General features: G+C 28.5%; 17 protein-coding genes and 1 other RNA gene. All 18 read left to right on the forward strand.

From position 1 onward, the window contains the following. Positions 1-100 precede the first annotated feature (100 nt). The 18 genes from dnaA to rsmI all read left to right on the forward strand — a co-directional run bounded on the left by dnaA (position 101) and on the right by rsmI (position 17,931). Positions 101-1,432: a chromosomal replication initiator protein DnaA gene (gene dnaA / locus Fi14EGH31_RS00005; RefSeq protein ID WP_022002044.1), complete on the forward strand. Its 1,332-nt coding sequence runs from the start codon at positions 101-103 to the stop codon at positions 1,430-1,432. 143 nt (positions 1,433-1,575) lie between these two features. Next, positions 1,576-2,685: a DNA polymerase III subunit beta gene (dnaN, locus tag Fi14EGH31_RS00010; protein ID WP_117787760.1), complete on the forward strand. Its 1,110-nt coding sequence runs from the start codon at positions 1,576-1,578 to the stop codon at positions 2,683-2,685. A 199-nt stretch (positions 2,686-2,884) separates the two neighbouring features. Next, positions 2,885-3,100, forward strand: coding sequence for a S4 domain-containing protein YaaA (gene yaaA / locus Fi14EGH31_RS00015; protein WP_022002042.1), 216 nt, complete (start codon positions 2,885-2,887; stop codon positions 3,098-3,100). Further along, positions 3,087-4,175, forward strand: a complete 1,089-nt coding sequence (recF, locus tag Fi14EGH31_RS00020; protein ID WP_117844686.1) for a DNA replication/repair protein RecF — start codon at positions 3,087-3,089, stop codon at positions 4,173-4,175. Before yaaA ends, recF begins: the two co-directional genes overlap by 14 nt. Next, positions 4,175-6,103 carry a DNA topoisomerase (ATP-hydrolyzing) subunit B gene (gene gyrB / locus Fi14EGH31_RS00025; protein ID WP_022002040.1) on the forward strand — a complete coding sequence of 643 codons (1,929 nt, stop codon included), beginning with the start codon at positions 4,175-4,177 and terminating at the stop codon, positions 6,101-6,103. Before recF ends, gyrB begins: the two co-directional genes overlap by 1 nt. Before the next feature lie 12 nt (positions 6,104-6,115). Next, positions 6,116-8,584: a DNA gyrase subunit A gene (gene gyrA, locus Fi14EGH31_RS00030; RefSeq protein ID WP_117574330.1), complete on the forward strand. Its 2,469-nt coding sequence runs from the start codon at positions 6,116-6,118 to the stop codon at positions 8,582-8,584. Continuing rightward, complete coding sequence (locus tag Fi14EGH31_RS00035) at positions 8,565-8,966, forward strand: DUF4186 domain-containing protein (protein ID WP_227351971.1); 402 nt, start codon at positions 8,565-8,567, stop codon at positions 8,964-8,966. The genes gyrA and Fi14EGH31_RS00035 overlap by 20 nt, the downstream gene beginning before the upstream one ends. A gap of 48 nt (positions 8,967-9,014) precedes the next feature. Continuing rightward, positions 9,015-10,301 carry a serine--tRNA ligase gene (gene serS, locus Fi14EGH31_RS00040; protein ID WP_022002037.1) on the forward strand — a complete coding sequence of 429 codons (1,287 nt, stop codon included), beginning with the start codon at positions 9,015-9,017 and terminating at the stop codon, positions 10,299-10,301. A 40-nt stretch (positions 10,302-10,341) separates the two neighbouring features. Next, entirely contained in the window at positions 10,342-10,848 is a 507-nt protein-coding gene (locus Fi14EGH31_RS00045) for a GNAT family N-acetyltransferase (RefSeq protein WP_032091113.1), read from the forward strand. Positions 10,849-10,873: 25 nt separating this feature from the next. Beyond that, an RNA gene (ffs, locus tag Fi14EGH31_RS00050) (signal recognition particle sRNA small type) lies at positions 10,874-10,962 on the forward strand. Positions 10,963-10,978: 16 nt separating this feature from the next. After that, complete coding sequence (locus Fi14EGH31_RS00055; protein WP_022002035.1) at positions 10,979-11,431, forward strand: nucleoside deaminase; 453 nt, start codon at positions 10,979-10,981, stop codon at positions 11,429-11,431. Positions 11,432-11,481: 50 nt separating this feature from the next. Then, positions 11,482-13,284, forward strand: a complete 1,803-nt coding sequence (gene dnaX / locus Fi14EGH31_RS00060; RefSeq protein WP_117574328.1) for a DNA polymerase III subunit gamma/tau — start codon at positions 11,482-11,484, stop codon at positions 13,282-13,284. A gap of 9 nt (positions 13,285-13,293) precedes the next feature. Next, complete coding sequence (gene recR, locus Fi14EGH31_RS00065) at positions 13,294-13,884, forward strand: recombination mediator RecR (RefSeq protein WP_107029243.1); 591 nt, start codon at positions 13,294-13,296, stop codon at positions 13,882-13,884. Between the two features lie 74 nt (positions 13,885-13,958). Continuing rightward, positions 13,959-14,579: a dTMP kinase gene (tmk, locus tag Fi14EGH31_RS00070; protein WP_200765002.1), complete on the forward strand. Its 621-nt coding sequence runs from the start codon at positions 13,959-13,961 to the stop codon at positions 14,577-14,579. Next, a complete protein-coding gene (locus Fi14EGH31_RS00075; RefSeq protein WP_234697810.1) occupies positions 14,576-15,520 on the forward strand; it encodes an AAA family ATPase in 945 nt (314 codons plus the stop codon). The genes tmk and Fi14EGH31_RS00075 overlap by 4 nt, the downstream gene beginning before the upstream one ends. A gap of 12 nt (positions 15,521-15,532) precedes the next feature. Continuing rightward, positions 15,533-16,375, forward strand: a complete 843-nt coding sequence (locus Fi14EGH31_RS00080; RefSeq protein WP_195932961.1) for a PSP1 domain-containing protein — start codon at positions 15,533-15,535, stop codon at positions 16,373-16,375. Next, entirely contained in the window at positions 16,353-17,090 is a 738-nt protein-coding gene (locus Fi14EGH31_RS00085) for a tRNA1(Val) (adenine(37)-N6)-methyltransferase (protein WP_117480548.1), read from the forward strand. The genes Fi14EGH31_RS00080 and Fi14EGH31_RS00085 overlap by 23 nt, the downstream gene beginning before the upstream one ends. Then, positions 17,083-17,931, forward strand: coding sequence for a 16S rRNA (cytidine(1402)-2'-O)-methyltransferase (rsmI, locus tag Fi14EGH31_RS00090; protein ID WP_022002028.1), 849 nt, complete (start codon positions 17,083-17,085; stop codon positions 17,929-17,931). The genes Fi14EGH31_RS00085 and rsmI overlap by 8 nt, the downstream gene beginning before the upstream one ends. Positions 17,932-17,980 lie beyond the last annotated feature (49 nt).

The following is a 17,980-nucleotide window of genomic DNA, read 5'->3' on the forward strand; positions in this document are numbered from 1 at the left end:
TTTTTGTGAATAAAATTGTGAAGCTATTGTGCAGACAGTATTTTTCCTTTAAAAGAGTTCACATCTTTTATATAATTGAGTCGAAAGGGAGTTGAAAATTGTGCAAGATTTAAACAAAATCTGGTCATCTTGTGTAGAAACTTTAGAAAAAAATAAAATAGTTGATGATAAGATCATCTTGGACTCACTATTTAAACCTGCAACTCTAGAAGAAATTGAAGATAATCAAGTTATTATCACCACTGAATTAAAATGGAATATTGATGCTATTTTAGAAAAACGAGCAGAAATAGAATCTATTCTTTCTAATTCTTTTTCTAAACCAATAAAAATCAAAGTATTAGAAGTAGAAGAATATAAAAAATCTAAACAAAAAAAGGTTCCTAAAATCGATAGTCATCTTCATCCTGATATGACATTTGCTAATTTTATCGTAGGAAATTCAAACCGTATGGCACAAAATGCTGCTTTACTTGTATCAACTAAACCTGGTATGAACTTTAATCCTTTATTTTTATATAGTCATCCAGGGCTTGGAAAAACACATTTATTAAATGCTATTGGAAATAAAGCAAAAGAAACAAATCCTAATTTATTAGTAAGATATATTACTTCTAAGGATTTTGTGGATGAAATTATTAATTCTATAAAAACAAATACAACAGATGAGATTTATAGTTATTATAGAAATCTTGATATTTTATTAATTGATGATATTCAATTTTTATTTGGAAAAGAAAAAAGTAGTGAGATGTTCTTCCATATATTTAATGAAATCATTAATAACAATCATCAAATTGTTATTACAAGTGATAAAATGCCTGATGAACTTCAAGGAATTGAAGAACGTTTAATTAGTCGTTTTAAATCAGGTCTATCTTTTGGAATAGATCCACCTGAATTTGAAACAGCAAAGGCAATTTTAGAGAAGAAAATAGAAAATCTAGGTAATACAGATTTAGTTATTACAGATGATGTTTTAGACTTCATGGTTATGAATTATTGTAATGATATTCGTTCTTTAGAAGGTCAATTAAAACGACTATTCTTCTGTAGTATCATGGAATCAACTAATTACATAGATATGAATTTTGCATCTGAAGTCTTTAAAGATCAAAAAACTATAAAAAAAGCACAAGAACCACTAACAAAAGAATTCATTTTAAAAACAACCGCTGAATTCTATTATTTAACCATTAGTCAAATTATTTCTAAAAATAGAACGAGAAACTTGGTAACACCTCGTGAAATATGTATGTATTTAATGAGGGAACTTTTGGATATTACTTTTAGTGAAATTGGAACAACTTTTTCCAATCGAGACCATTCTACAGTTATGAAAGCTTGTAAAAGAGTAGAAACAAAAATCAAAAAAGATCCAGATTATAAACTCGCTGTAGATAAACTTAAACAAAAGTTAGGCACAATGTAGTGACTAATATCAACAATATGTGCACATTGATATTCATATAAAAAACATTGATAAAATCAACATATTTTACATTTATGCACATTGTTCACATGCTAATAGTAATAATGACTTATTTTTAAATATATAAATAACAGGAGGCAAATATGCATTTTAGAATTAAAAGAATAAAATTATTAAACGCACTTGCTAAAGCAACAAGAGCTGTATCTGTTCGTAGTCCTTTACCTGTTTTAACAGGGATTAAATTTGATTTACAAGCTCATCAACTTATCTTAACAGGAAGTGATAGTGATATCACTATTCAAACAATTATTGATGAAGATGATGATTTAGTAATCCTTAAAGAAGGAGCAGTTGTTTTAAATAGTCGTTATATCTTTGATATTGTAAGAAAGATCAATAGTGATGATATTGAAATTGAAATTATTGATGGTTTACTTACTCGTATTAAAGGAAGTCAAATTGAATACAGCTTAAATGGTACTGATGCTATTGAATATCCACGTATTGATTTAAGTAAAACAGGAACTCATTTTATGATGAATGCTCTTGTATTAAAAGATATTATTGGAGAAACAAAGTTTGCTGCTAGTGATAAAGAAACAAGACCTATTTTAACTGGTATCAATTTTAAAGCGCATGATCATGTTTTAGAAGTTGTTGCTACTGATAGTTATCGTTTAGCTAAAAAGATTATTTCTATTGATGAAGATGTGACTTTTAATATTACGATTCCTAAATTAAGTTTAGATGAAATTAGTAAGATTATTGAAAAAGATGAACTTATTGAATTATATGTATCTGAACGTAAAGTATTATTTGTGTTTGATAAAAATATTATTCAAACACGTTTAATTGATGGATCTTATCCTGATACAGCTCGATTGATTCCTTTAGAATTTGATTATGAATTAGATATTAATAGAGCTGATTTATTAAATGCGATTGACCGTGTTTCATTATTATTAAATGAACAAAATAATATTGTGAAATTAGATATGTCTAATGAACAAGTTATTTTATCTTCATATCAACAAGAAATTGGTTCAGTGGAAGAAAATTTAGCTTCTTCTTTCTATAAAGGAGAACCACTTACTATTTCATTTAGTTGTAAATATGCAAGTGATGCTATTAAATCATTTAGTGGTGATAAAATAAAAATATTATTCACTGGAGAAATGAAACCATTCATCGTTAAAGATTTTGATTCTGATGAATTATTACAACTTGTTTTACCAGTTAGAACATATTAAGAAGCGAAAGCTTCTTTTTTTTGTAAATTTTCCTTTTAATTGTTTATTTGGGAAGTAATTTTTATTTTAAGAGCTTTTTTATCAAAAAAGTATTTTTCTATTCGTAAATAAAAATAGCGAATATAGCGCAATATTTTGAATTTTTATGATTCTTATGATATACTAACTTAGTACAATTATAGAGAAAAGAAGGTTAAGTATGAAAGAAATACCAATTAAAGATGAATATATTAAATTAGATCAATTTTTAAAATTTGTTAATCTTGTATCTAGTGGGATTGAAGCAAAAATGATTATTAAAGATGGTCAAGTAAAGGTCAATGGTGAAGTGGAACTTAGAAGAGGAAAAAAGCTTCATGATGGTGACCAAGTTGAATTTGAAGGAAATTTTTATTGTATAAATGCGCATCAATAATTTAGAACTGACTGATTTTAGAAATTATAATCATTTTTTTATTGAGTTTGATCAAGGAATTAATATTTTAATTGGTGGGAATGCTCAAGGGAAAACGAATATTATTGAAGCAATCTATTTATTATCTGTCTGTAAATCTTTTAGAACACATATCAATGATCAAATGATTCGATTTGATCATGACTTTGCAAAAGTAAAAGGAAATGTTTTTTCTAATGAAAGAATGCATCAATTAGAACTTATTTTATCTAAGGAATCAAAAAAAGCAAAAGTAGATGGAAAAGATATTTTAAAGATTTCAGATTATGTAGGTTATTTAAATGCGGTTGTCTTTGTACCAGATGATTTATCATTGGTTAAAGGTTCTCCGAGTATTAGAAGAAAGTTTTTAGATTTGGAGTTATCTAAAATCTCACCAATTTATGTTTTTTATCTTACTAAGTATAATCGATTATTAAAGGAAAGAAATCAGTATCTTAAATTATTGAATCAAAGAAGAGGTAAATATGATGAATATCTAGAAACTTTAGATGAGCAATTAGCTGAAGTTCAAATTAAGATTATTGAAAAAAGAAATAATTTTATCGAACGTTTATCTTTAAAAGTAAAAGATATTTATTTAAATATTGCAAATTGTCATGAGATCGTTGAATTGCGATATGAATGTTTTATTAAAGATGTTAATAAAGAAGATATTTTAAAACTTTATCAAAAAGGAATTGAAAGAGATTTAAGATATTTAAGTACTTATTATGGAATTCATAAGGAAGATATGAAGATCTTTATTGATAATAAGAGTGCACATCAGTTTGCTTCTCAAGGTCAACAAAGAACAATCGTTTTAAGTATGAAAATAGCTTTAATAGAATTAATAAAAGAAGAAATTGGAGAATATCCTATTCTTTTATTAGATGATGTTTTATCAGAATTAGATGATCAAAGAAAAACAAAACTTTTAGATATTTTAAATAATCGTATTCAAACGTTTATTACAACAACATCAATAGATGGAATAGAACATCATGTTATTAAAGAAGCTAAGAAAATTAATATTAATCATAGGGAGGAAAAATGATGGCAGAAGAAAATAAAGTACAACATAGCTATGATGAGTCAGATATCCAAGTATTAGAAGGATTAGAAGCTGTTAGAAAAAGACCGGGTATGTATATTGGTACGACATCATCTAGAGGGTTACATCATTTGGTTTGGGAAATTGTTGATAACTCAATCGATGAAGCTTTAGCAGGGTATGCAAGTCATATTAAAGTAATTTTGAAAGATGACGATGTAGTTGAAGTTATTGATGATGGTCGTGGAATGCCAACTGGAAAACACGCTAAGACAGGTAAATCAACAGTTGAAACAATTTTTACTGTTTTACATGCTGGTGGTAAATTTGGTGGCGGAGGCTACAAAGTTTCCGGTGGATTGCATGGTGTAGGTGCTTCTGTTGTTAATGCCTTATCTTCATGGCTAGAAGTCAATGTTTATCGTGATGGAAAAGAATACTATCAAAGATTTGAAAATGGTGGGACACCAGTTGCACCATTAAAAGAATTAGGACCTACTGATAAGCAAGGAACAAAGGTTACTTTTAAAGCAGATGCTGAAATCTTTAAAGAAACAACAACTTATGATTATGAAGTTTTAAGACAAAGAATTAGAGAACTTGCTTTCTTAAATAAGGGATTAAGAATTAGTTTAACTGATTTAAGAGATGGACAAAATCGTGAACATGATTATATGTATGAAGGTGGTATTAAGGAATATGTTGCTTATATCAACAAAAATAAAACACCAATTCATGATGAAATCATTTATGTAGAAGATATGCAAAATGATATTAAGATTGAAGTTTCAATGCAATATAATGATGGTTATCAAGAAAATATTTACTCTTTCTGTAATAATATTAATACACATGAAGGAGGAACACATGAAGAAGGTTTCCGTTTAGCTCTTACAAGGGTTATTAATAACTATGCAAGAAAAGGAAACTTCTTAAAAGAAAAAGATGATGCTTTATCAGGAGAAGATTGTCGTGAAGGTTTAACAGCGATTATTTCTGTTAAACATCCTGATCCTCAATATGAAGGACAAACAAAAACAAAATTAGGAAATGCAGAAGTAAGAAAGATTGCTTCAAATATTATTTCTAAATCATTGGATCAATTCTTATTAGAAAATCCAGATACAGCTAAAATCATTGTAGAAAAAGCAATCGTTGCTTCTCATGCACGTTTAGCTGCGAAAAAAGCACGTGAAATGACAAGAAGAAAAACAGGAATGGAAATTACATCATTGCCTGGGAAATTAGCTGACTGCTCATCAAGAGATGCTAGTGAATGTGAAATCTTCATTGTCGAAGGGGATTCTGCCGGGGGTAGTGCTAAGATGGGTAGAGATCGTCGTATTCAAGCTATCTTACCGCTTCGTGGTAAAATCTTAAATGTTGAAAAAGCGCGATTAGATCGTGTTTTATCAAGTGATACGATTCGTAGTATGATTACTGCTTTTGGTACAGGAATTGGTGAAGATTTTGATATTAATAAATTACGTTATCATAAAATCGTTATTATGACCGACGCCGATGTCGATGGAGGACATATTCGTATTTTAATGTTAACTTTCTTATATCGTTATTTAAAACCTTTAATTGAAGGTGGCTTTGTTTATGCGGCTCAACCTCCACTTTATTTATTAAAACATGGAAAAGAAGAACACTATTTATATAGTGATGAAGAATTAGATGATTTAAGAACAAAGTTAGGTGAAGGTGCAAAATATTCTATCCAAAGATATAAAGGGTTAGGAGAAATGAATGCGGATCAATTATGGGAAACAACAATGGATCCTGAACACCGTATTTTAAATCGTATTGAATTAGATGAAGCGATGGAAGCAGATATGATTTTTGATGTGTTAATGGGTGAAAAAGTTGAACCTCGTAGAGAATTTATTCAAGAAAATGCAAAATATGTAACTGATTTAGATATTTAGAAGGAGTAGAAAATGGATAATCAAGAAAAAGGAATTAGAAAAATTCAATTAACATCAGAAATGAAAACTTCTTTCATGAATTATGCCATGTCAGTTATCGTAGCACGTGCATTACCTGATGTAAGAGATGGAATGAAACCAGTTCAAAGACGTATTGTTTATGGTATGAATGAACTTGGTTGTTATAGTGATAAAGCGTATAAGAAATCTGCGCGTATCGTTGGGGAAGTTATGGGGAAATATCACCCTCATGGAGATTCTTCAATTTATGAAGCCTTAGTGAGAATGGCACAAGATTTCTCATATCGTTATATGCTTGTAGATGGTCATGGAAACTTTGGTTCAATTGACGGTGACGGCGCTGCCGCTATGCGTTATACTGAAGCGAGAATGTCTAAAATTTCAATGGAATTAATGAGAGATATCAATAAAGATACGATTGATTTTATTCCAAACTATGATGGTGAAGAAAGAGAACCATCGGTATTACCTTGTCGTATTCCTAACTTATTGGTCAATGGGACAACAGGAATCGCTGTTGGGATGGCTACAAATATGCCACCTCATAATATTGGTGAAGTGATTGATGCCGTTATTGCGGTAAGTAAAAATCCTGATATTACTGTTTTAGAATTAATGGAAAATTATATTCAAGGACCTGATTTTCCTACAGGAGGATATATTTTAGGAAAGAGTGCGATTAAAAAAGCCTATGAAACAGGTAATGGTTTAATCGTTATGCGTGCAAAAACAGAAATTGAAGAACATAAGGGAAGACAAAGAATCGTTGCTTATGAAATTCCTTATCAAGTAAATAAAGCAAGATTAGTCGAAAAGATTGCGCATTTAGCACGTGATAAAGTTGTTGAAGGTATTAGTGATGTTCGTGATGAATCAAACCGTGAAGGAATTCGAATTGTCATTGAATTAAAGAGAGATGTTCAAGCAGAAGTTATTTTAAATCAATTATATAAATTAACTTCTTTACAAACAACATTTGGTGTCAATAATATTGCTTTAGTTAATAATGAACCTAAAACTTTAACACTTAAAGAATTAATTCAATATTATTTACAACATCAAGAAGAAGTTATTCGTCGTAGAACACAATTTGAATTAAATAAAGCAGAAGCAAGAGCACATATTTTAGAAGGTTTAAAGAAAGCCTTAGATCATATCGATGAAATTATTCAATTAATTCGTACAAGTAGAACAACTGAAATCATTCAACAAAGATTAATGGATGAATTTGGAATGTCTGATAAACAAGCTAAAGCTGTAAGAGAAATGCAATTACAACGTTTAGCTGGTTTGGAAAGAGAAAAGATTGAAGAAGAATTAAATAATTTATTAATTACAATTGCTGATTTAAAAGATATTCTTGCTAATGAAGAACGTATCTTAGAAATCATTAGAAATGAATTATTAGAAATGAAAGAAAAATATGGTGATAAACGTCGTACTGAAATTATTCAAGGTACATTTGATATTGAAGATGAAGATTTAATTCCAGTAGAAGATGTTATTATTTCACTCACTAATAATGGTTATGTAAAACGTATGCCAGTAGATACTTATAAATCTCAAAACAGAGGTGGACGTGGTGTTAAAGGTATGTCAACAACACAAGATGATGTGATTAGTTCACTTATTCATATGTCAACACATGATGATTTATTGATCTTTACTAATAAAGGAAAGGTATACCGTTTGAAAGGATATAATATTCCTGAATTTGGTAGAACTGCTAAGGGATTACCAATTGTTAATATTTTAAATCTTGATAAAGATGAAAGTGTTAAATCATTAATTAATATTAATAAGAAAATGATTGAAGAAGATAAACATTGGTATTTATTCTTTGCAACTGAACAAGGTTTAGTTAAACGTGTTGATATTTCAGAATTTGAAAACATTAGACAAACAGGTAAGATTGCTATTAAGTTAAAAGAAGATGATTCTTTAGTTGGTGTTAAATTAACTAAAGGGGATGATGAAATCTTAATTGCTGCTAGTAATGGTAAACTTGTAAGATTCTCTGAAGGTCATGTTAGACCAATGGGAAGAAGTGCAAGTGGTGTAAAAGGTATTAATGTTGATGGTTCTAAAGTTATTGGTATGACAACAAACCGTGAAGGACAATTAATTATGGTTGTTACGGAAAAAGGTTATGGTAAGATGTCACCAATTGATGAATATCGTGTTTCTAATCGTGGTGGAAAAGGTGTTAAGACAATTAATGTTACTGAACGTAATGGACAAATTGTAGCTATTAGAGCAGTAGAAGGTAATGAAGATTTATTAATTATTACAGATGATGGTATTGTGATTCGTTTACCTATGGAACAAGTTAAAACAGCAGGACGTGCGACTCAAGGTGTAAGACTTATTAAAGTACATGATAGCAAGGTTTCTTCTGTGGAAGTTGTTGCTAAAAATGAAGAAGAAGTTGTAGAAGAAGGTGAAGAAGAGTCAGAGTAATCTGACTCTTTTAGAAATGAATGGGGAAGAATTAAAAAGATTGTTTAATCGTTTAGATCATTCAAAGTTTAGAAGTTCTTTTCATCTTGCTAAAAAGTATAAAGATTATTGTAATGAAAAAGGCTTAGATGTTATAGAACAACACGCCAGAGATTTTATTTCTAAAAGAATAGCACCGGCTGTGATTTTAAATGATGGAAAGCAAACACCGATGAAAAATCATCCTGTGTTTATTGCTCAACATGCCACGGCTTCATGTTGTCGAGGGTGTTTATATAAGTGGTATCATATTAAGCCACATACACAGTTAAATGACAGTCAACAAGAGATGATTGTTCAAGTGATTATGGCTTGGATTAAAAGAGAATTGCAAAGAAAATAGCCTTGATGTATAATCAAGGCAGTTATTAATAATATAAGGGGAAAGAAAATGATTGATATTAATTTAATTAGAGAAAATCCTACTTTAGTCAAAGAAAATATGAAGAAAAAATTTCAAGATGAAAAAGTTGGATTAGTAGATGAAGCTTATAAATTAGATAAAGATTATCGTGAAGTTGTCACAAGAGCCAGTGAAATTAGAAGTTTAAGAAATAAATATTCTAAAGAAATTGGTGCTTTAATGAGAGAAGGCAAAAGAGATGAAGCTGAAGAAATTAAAGCAAAAGTAACTTCTATGGCAGAAGAATTAAAAGATTTAGAAGTTAAAGAAGAAGAATATGGTAAAGAATTAAAAGAAATCATGATGAAAATACCAAATATCATTCATGATTCAGTACCTATTGGAAAAGATGATTCAGAAAACGTAGAAATTCAAAAATACGGAGATCCAGTTGTACCTGAGTATGAAATTCCATACCATGCTGATATCATTGCTCGTTTTAATGGTTTAGATAAAGAAGCTTCAGGTAGAACAAGTGGAAATGGTTTCTATTATTTAATGGGAGATATCGCTCGTTTATCATCAGCAATGCTTTCATACGCTAGAGATTTCATGATTGATAAAGGATTTACCTATTGTATTCCACCATTCATGATTCGTAGTGATGTTGTTACAGGTGTTATGTCATTTGATGAAATGGATGCCATGATGTATAAAATTGAAGGTGAAGATTTATACTTAATTGGAACTTCTGAACATAGTATGATTGGTAAATTTAAAGATCAAATCGTTAAAGAAGAAGAATTACCAATTACAATGACTTCTTATTCACCATGTTTTAGAAAAGAAGTAGGTGCACATGGTATTGAAGAACGTGGTATTTATCGTGTTCATCAATTTGAAAAACAAGAAATGGTTGTTTTATGTAAACCAGAAGAAGCTATGGAATGGTATGACAAAATGTGGTCATATACAGTTGAATTATTTAGAAGTTTAGATATTCCAGTAAGAACATTAGAATGTTGTTCTGGAGATTTAGCTGATTTAAAAGTTAAATCATGTGATGTTGAAGCTTGGTCACCAAGACAACAAAAATATTTTGAAGTTGGTTCTTGTTCAACATTAGGAGATGCACAAGCTAGACGTTTAGGTATTCGTGCTAAAGGTGAAAATGGAAATTATTATGTTTCTACTTTAAATAATACAGTTTTAGCTTCAACAAGAGCAGTTATTGCTTTTATTGAAAATAACTATAATGAAGATGGATCTATTAATATTCCAGAAGCGTTACGTCCTTATATGGGTGGTAAAGATATTATTATTCCTAAAAAATAGTCACTTCGGTGACTCTTTTTTATAGAAAGGTAAGAAAAAGATGGAATTATTTATAAGTGAAGCAGAAATTGAGGATGCTTCAATGATTATTGATTATTTAAATCAGGTTGGGGGAGAAAGTGATAACTTAACTTATGGTTTAAATGAATGTTATTTAAATGAATTTGAAGAAATGGAAGTTATTCAAGATTTTATTGATCAAGAGAATAGTTTACTTTTATGTGGTTTTATTGATGATGAACTTGTTTCTTTATTATCTATTCAAGGTGAACAAAAAGAAAGATTAAAACATATTGGTCATTTTGCAATCACTGTTAAAAAAGAATATTGGAATATGGGGATTGCTTCAATGATGATGGAAGAAGCTTTAGAAATGATCAAAGAAACATCTTTAAAAGTTCTTGATTTAGAAGTGAAAGAGGATAATTTATCAGCTATTAATCTTTATAAAAAGTTTAATTTTCAAGAAATAGGGAGATATCCTCAAATGTTTAATGTCAATCAAAAGTATTATGATGCACTTTTAATGAATTTATATATTGATTAAAAATCTAAAATACGTTATAATCATATTTGCCATTACAATAGGCGGCTTCGAACCATGTCAGGACCGGAAGGTAGCAGCATTAAGAAGTACCGTCTATGTGTGATGGTCTTTATTTTTAGAGGAAAAAAAGATGAATGATGAAGAATATATGGAAATAGCTTATCAAGAAGCTTTAAAAGCATTAAAACATGATGATGTACCAATTGGATGTATCATTGTAAAAGATGATCAAATTATTGCCCGTGCATATAATCAAAGAGAGTATTTAAATCAAACTTATGGTCATGCAGAAATGTTAGCTATTGAAGAAGCTTGTAAAAAAATAGGAAGATGGCGCTTAGATGAATGTACACTTTATACAACTTTAGAACCTTGTTTAATGTGTTCGGGAGCTATTATTCAAAGTCATATTCAAAGAGTTGTTTATGGTGCAAGTGATACAAGATGGATGTCTTTAGATAAATTGATTCATTTACCGGATCCTAAACTTAATTATATTCCCATGATTCAATCAGATATTTTAAAAGATAAATGTTCAAAGTTAATAAAAGACTATTTTAAAAAGAAACGTCAAAAGATATGATTACTCATATCTTTTTTTCGTGTATAATGTAGGAGATAGGAGTTGAGAATATGTCATATAAAGCCTTGTATCGTACTTATCGTCCGCAAACATTTGAAGATGTCGCTGGACAAAGTCATGTTACAATTACATTAAAAAATGCAATTAAAGAAAATAGAATAGCGCATGCTTATTTATTTGCTGGACCACGTGGAACAGGGAAAACAACGATCGCTAAAATATTAGCTAAAGCTATTAACTGTACAGGAGATCATCCTCCATGTAATGAATGTCCTAACTGTAAAGCAATTACTCAAGGAGATCATCCTGATGTTATTGAAATTGATGCTGCAAGTAATAATGGAGTCAATGAAGTTAGAGATTTGATAGATAAAGTAAAATATGCCCCTATTAATGCTAAATATAAAGTTTATATTATTGATGAAGTTCATATGATGACACCTGAAGCATTCAATGCTTTATTAAAAACATTAGAAGAACCACCAGCACATATCGTATTTATTCTAGCAACAACAGAACCACATAAAATTTTGCCAACTATTATTTCACGTTGTCAAAGATTTGATTTCAAACGTGTGGATGAACATGATATTATTAGTCGTTTGGAATATGTATTAAAAGAAGAAAATGTAGAATATGATGAAGAATCTCTTGAAATTATTTCTAAGTTGGCTGATGGGGGAATGAGGGATGCTTTAAGTATTTTAGAACAATGTTTAGCGTATGATAGACATTTAACAGTAGAAAATATTAATAAAGTTTATGGCTTATTAGCAAATGATGAAAAAATACGTTTAATTAAATTATTACTGACAAAGGATATGAAGAATGTTTTAAAAACATTAGATCATATGATGTCTTTAAGTATTGATTTAAAGAGATTGACACAAGATTTAATAGATGTTTTAAAAGATGTTATTATTTTTAAAAACACGCAAGATTTATCTTTATTATTTGTTTTGCATAAAAACGATATCCAACAAATTGTTCCTTATATATTAGTAGAAGAAGCATTTCAAATGATTGATATTTTTATGGATGCAAGTAGTCATTATGGACAGGCTGTAGATTCATCAACATATTTTGAATTAGCTTTATTAAAGATATGTAATCAAATTGAAAATGAACATAAAGAAGTTGTTGTAGAAGAACCAAAAGTTATTGAAAATGTTTCACATGAAACATTGGTTGAAGTTCAACAAGAAGAAGTGGTTGAAAAACCAGTAGAAAAGATACAAGAACCAGTAATTGAACCTCAAGAAGATTTACAAGAAAAGGTAGAAGAAAAGAAAGAACCGAAAGTTGAACAAGTAGAAACTCCTGTGGAAGAATCTAAAGAAGAGGTAAAAGAAGTAAAAACAACAGCTCAAATAGAAGTAGACTTTAATGACATTTTAAATATTTTAGTACAGGCGAAAAGAACAGTTTTAAATGATATTCAAGATAAATGGCCAGTTATTAGAAGATATTGTTATAATCTTAATACTGCTAAATATGCAAATATGCTATGTGATGCTAAACCTGTAGCTGCTGGTGAAAAAGGTTTTATTTTGACATTGAAATATCAACCAGAAGTGAATAGTATTAACTATACAGAAAATTATTATCCATTAAAAAATTTCTTAAAGGAAGTTTTAGGATCAGAATACGATTTTATTGCAGTAATGGAAGCAGATTGGCCAAATATGAGACAAAAATTTATTCAACTTAGTAAAGAAAAAAAATTACCACAACCACAACCAATTGTTTTACATCATATTGATGAATATCATGAACCGGTTGTAGAACTTACAGAAGCTCAGCAATATGCGATTGATATGTTTGGTGATGAGATTGTTGAATTTGAAGAATAGGAGTGTATTATGAATTATCCAAAGTCATTTACAGATTTAGTTGAATGTTTTAAAAGACTACCAGGAATAGGTGGTAAATCTGCAGAAAGATTAGCTTATCATGTTTTATCAATGGATAAAGAATATGTCCAAGAGTTTGCAAATGTGTTATCTCATTTTCAAGATAATATCCATTACTGTAAAAAATGTGGACATATTTGTGAAGGTGAACTTTGTGAAATTTGTAAAGATGAAACAAGGGATCAATCAGTTATTTGTGTTGTAGAAAGTCCTAAAGATGTTTTTGCTATGGAAAAGGTTAGAGAATATCATGGATTATATCATGTTTTACATGGGACGATTTCTATGATTGATGGTAAAACGATAGATGATTTAAATATTAATTCTTTATTTGAAAGACTTGATGGAGTTAAAGAAGTGATTATTGCAACGAATCCTACAAGAGAAGGTGAAACAACAGCATTGTTTCTAGCTAAGTTGTTAGCGAAAAAAGGAATAGAAACAAGTAGAATTGCTAATGGATTACCAATAGGAAGTAATATTGATTATGCAGATGAATTAACATTATTAAAATCTTTAGAAGGAAGAAAGAAAATATAAGACCTTGCAAGAGGTCTTTTCTTGTTTAAATAGAAAAATCAGTTATAATAATGAAGAAAGAGGAGAGAAGTATTATGACAGGAAAGTTTATTACATTAGAAGGACCAGAAGGTAGTGGAAAAACAACAGTTTCTAAAGAACTTGTAAAAATATTAAATGGATCAGGATATGAAGTCTTACTTACAAGAGAACCAGGTGGGGTTGATATTGCTGAACAAATAAGAAATGTTATTTTAGATAAGAAAAATACAAAAATGGATGCACGTACAGAAGCTTTATTATATGCAGCAGCAAGAAGACAACATCTTGTAGAAAAAGTATTACCAGCTTTAAAAGAAGGGTATATTGTATTATGTGATCGTTTTGTAGATAGTTCACTTGCTTATCAAGGTGTTGCTAGAAATCTAGGAATTGATGAAGTTTATAATATGAATTTATTTGCGATAAACGATGTTATGCCAGATAAAACTTTATTTTTTGATATTGATTATAAAAAAGGATTAGAAAGAATTAAAGTTAATCAAAGAGAAACAAACCGATTAGATTTAGAAAAAAGTGATTTTCATAAAAATGTTTATGAAGGTTATTTAACAATTTGTAAACAATATAGTGATCGTATTGTAAAAATCAATGCAGATCAAAAGGTTGAAGATGTTGTACAAGATGCCTTAAAGGAAATTAAGAAAATATTATGATCAAAGATTATTTAAAAGAAAATCAACCTTTATTCTATAGAATTATTGAAAATGAATTTAACTTAAAAAAAATACCACATGCATTCTTACTTGTCGGAAATAATACTGATCAACCATTACAGTTTCTAACAATGTCACTTATATGTAATGAAACCTTAGCTTGTGAACAATGTATAGATTGTCAAAAAGTATTAAACCATCAATATGCAGATATTATAGAAATTGATGGAGAAGAGGAAAGTATTAAAAAGAAACACATTGAAAATATACAAGAAACTTTCAAAAAGTCTTCTCTTGAAGGTAAGGCAAAAGTTTATATTTTAAAGAATGTTGAAAAAACAACCAAAGAAGCTATGAATGCTTTACTTAAAATATTAGAAGAACCAACAGAAGGTATTTATGCAATTTTTACAACTAAAAATATCAACCGTATTTTACCAACGATTATATCTAGATGTCAGGTTATAGAATTAAAACCAGATAATAAAGAAGTACTTAAAGAAAAATTGATTGCTAAAGGATATGAAGAAGAAAAAGCAAGTGTCTTATCTTATATTATTAAAGATGAAGATGATTTAGAAAATTTAAATCAGGATGATTTTGATGATATTATGTTACAAGCAATCAATTTTGTTGAGGATTTATTTTTATATAGAGAAAATCTTATCATAAACACACAAATTCATATGCTTAAAAATCATAAAGAAAAGGAAAATATTAAATTATTTATTAACTTTATTATTCTTGCACTTAAGGATATGTTTCACGTGAAACAAAACGGAAAAGTTGTTTTTTGTAATCACGTAAAATTTTTTAATTCACTAACATATGATAACAATGATATAATAAAGAAAATTGAATTATTATTAGAAACATCATACTTATTAGATACAAATGCTAATATTCCATTACTTATGGATAGTATGATGTATAGAATATAGAAAGGAATTTATATGGAAGAAATTAAACTTGCAAGTGTAAAATTTAAAAGTGCTGGTAAGATCTATTATTTTTCCACAAATTTAAAATTAAAAAAAGATGACCGAGTAGTTGTAGAAACTGCTAGAGGATTAGAACTTGGAGAAATATCACAGGAATTAAAAGATATATCAGAATTTAATTTAGATACAGAATTAAAAAAGATAGTTAGAAAAGCTACAAAAAAAGATATAGAAAATTATCAAAAAAATGTTAAGGATGCAAAACAAGCATTAGTAACATGTAAAGAAATTGTTTCAAGATATGATGTTAATATGCAACTTACTAATTGTGAATATACATTAGATAAAGCAAAAGTTATTTTTATGTATACTTCCGATGATCGTGTTGATTTTAGGGAACTATTAAAGGAATTAGCTGTTGTTTTCAAATGTAGAATAGAGTTAAGACAAATTGGTCCAAGAGATAAAGCAAAAGTAATTGGTGGAATTGGAACATGTGGTTTACCATTATGTTGTTCAACTCTTTTAGGAGAATTTAATGGAGTTTCTATTAATATGGCTAAAAATCAAATGTTAGCAATTAATATAGAAAAAATATCAGGTGCATGTGGAAGATTAATGTGTTGTTTAAAATATGAAGATGAAATTTATTCTTTAGAAAAAGAACGTTTTCCTAAAATAGGATCGCGTGTAAAATATCAAGATAAAGATGTAAAAGTAACAGGATTAAATGTTATTAATGATCTTGTTAAAATTGAAACAAATAATGGAATTGTATTCGTTGGTTTAGAAGAAATTAAATTTGATAAAAATAATCATGCAGGAAAGAAAAATGGAAAACCAAGAAGTCATTAATTATTTATTAGCACATAATGATTTGAAAATTATCCAAAGAAAAGATATGTTTAACTTTTCTTTGGATACTGTTTTATTATCACAGTTTTGTACAATCAATAAAGATGTAAAAAATATTGTTGATTTTGGTACAAATAATGCGGCTATTCCATTATTGCTTTCAAAAAGAACACCTAAAAAAATTATAGGTATAGAAATTCAAGATGAAGCGGTTGATCTTGCTAGAAGAAATGTTGAGATGAATGATTTAAATGACCAAATTGAAGTCGTTCATGGAGATATTAAAGATGTTATCAAAGAGTTACCAAAAGCACAGCTGATTGTTTGCAATCCACCATTTTTTAAAGTAGGGGAAAATAGTAATTTAAATGATAATGAATATTTAACAATAGCACGTCATGAAATAAAAATTGATTTAGAAGGTATTATTTCAGCGGCAGCTTATTTATTAGACAACAAAGGAAGATTTGCAATTGTTCATCGACCTGATCGTATGATTGATATTTTAAATATTATGCAAAAATATGATATTGAACCTAAAAGAATACGTTTTGTATATCCTAAAATGAATAGAGATTCACATGTCTTATTAGTAGAAGGAATGTATAAAGGAAAAAAAGGATTAAAAATCGAACCACCATTATATGCACATAATGATGATGGAAGTTACAGTAATGAAGTAAGAAGAATGTTTGGAGAGAAGATAGATGAATAGACAAAAAAGTTTTGAAAATGAAAGACCAACATTATATTTAGTAGCAACACCTATTGGTAATTTAGATGAAATGACATATCGATCTATTAATACTTTAAAAAATGTAAAATATATTGCTGCAGAAGATACAAGAAATACTGTTAAGCTTTTAAATCATTTTGAAATTTCAACAAAACTTATTTCTCATCATGAACATAACATAAAACAATCAATTCCTAAACTTATACAATTATTAGAAGAAGGAAATGATATTGCTTTAGTAAGTGATGCCGGTTATCCTGCTATTTCTGATCCTGGATATGAATTAGTTAAAGAAGCAATAGAACATGAAATAAATGTTGTTCCTATTTCAGGATGTAATGCTTGTTTAGATGCTTTAGTTGTTTCAGGAATTGCTCCACAACCATTTATGTTTTATGGCTTTTTAGATCATTTAGATAAGAAAAAGAAAAAAGAATTAATTGATTTAAAAAAATATAAAGAAACAATTGTTTTTTATGAATCACCACATAGAATTAAAAAAACATTAAATTTAATGTTAGATATTCTAGGAGATAGAAATATTGCTTTATGTAGAGAAATTACTAAAAAACATGAAGAAATCATTAGAGGTCATATTTCTGAAATTATTTCTATTGTAGAAGAATTAAAAGGAGAAATGGTTATTGTTGTTGAAGGTAGTCAAGAAGTAGAAGAAGAAATAACTTTTGAAACAACAATCAAGGAAGACGTAGATATGTACATTGAAAAAGGAATGTCTACTAAAGATGCAATTAAAGAAGTTGCTAAACAAAGAAATTTAAATAAAAATAGTGTTTATCAAGAATATCATTCTAAATAATGATATTCTTTTTTTGTTTCACGTGAAACAAAATTAAAAGCTATAAAAG

Source organism: Faecalibacillus intestinalis, from assembly GCF_015097455.1.
Classification (GTDB): Bacteria; Bacillota_I; Bacilli_A; order Erysipelotrichales; family Coprobacillaceae; genus Faecalibacillus; species Faecalibacillus intestinalis.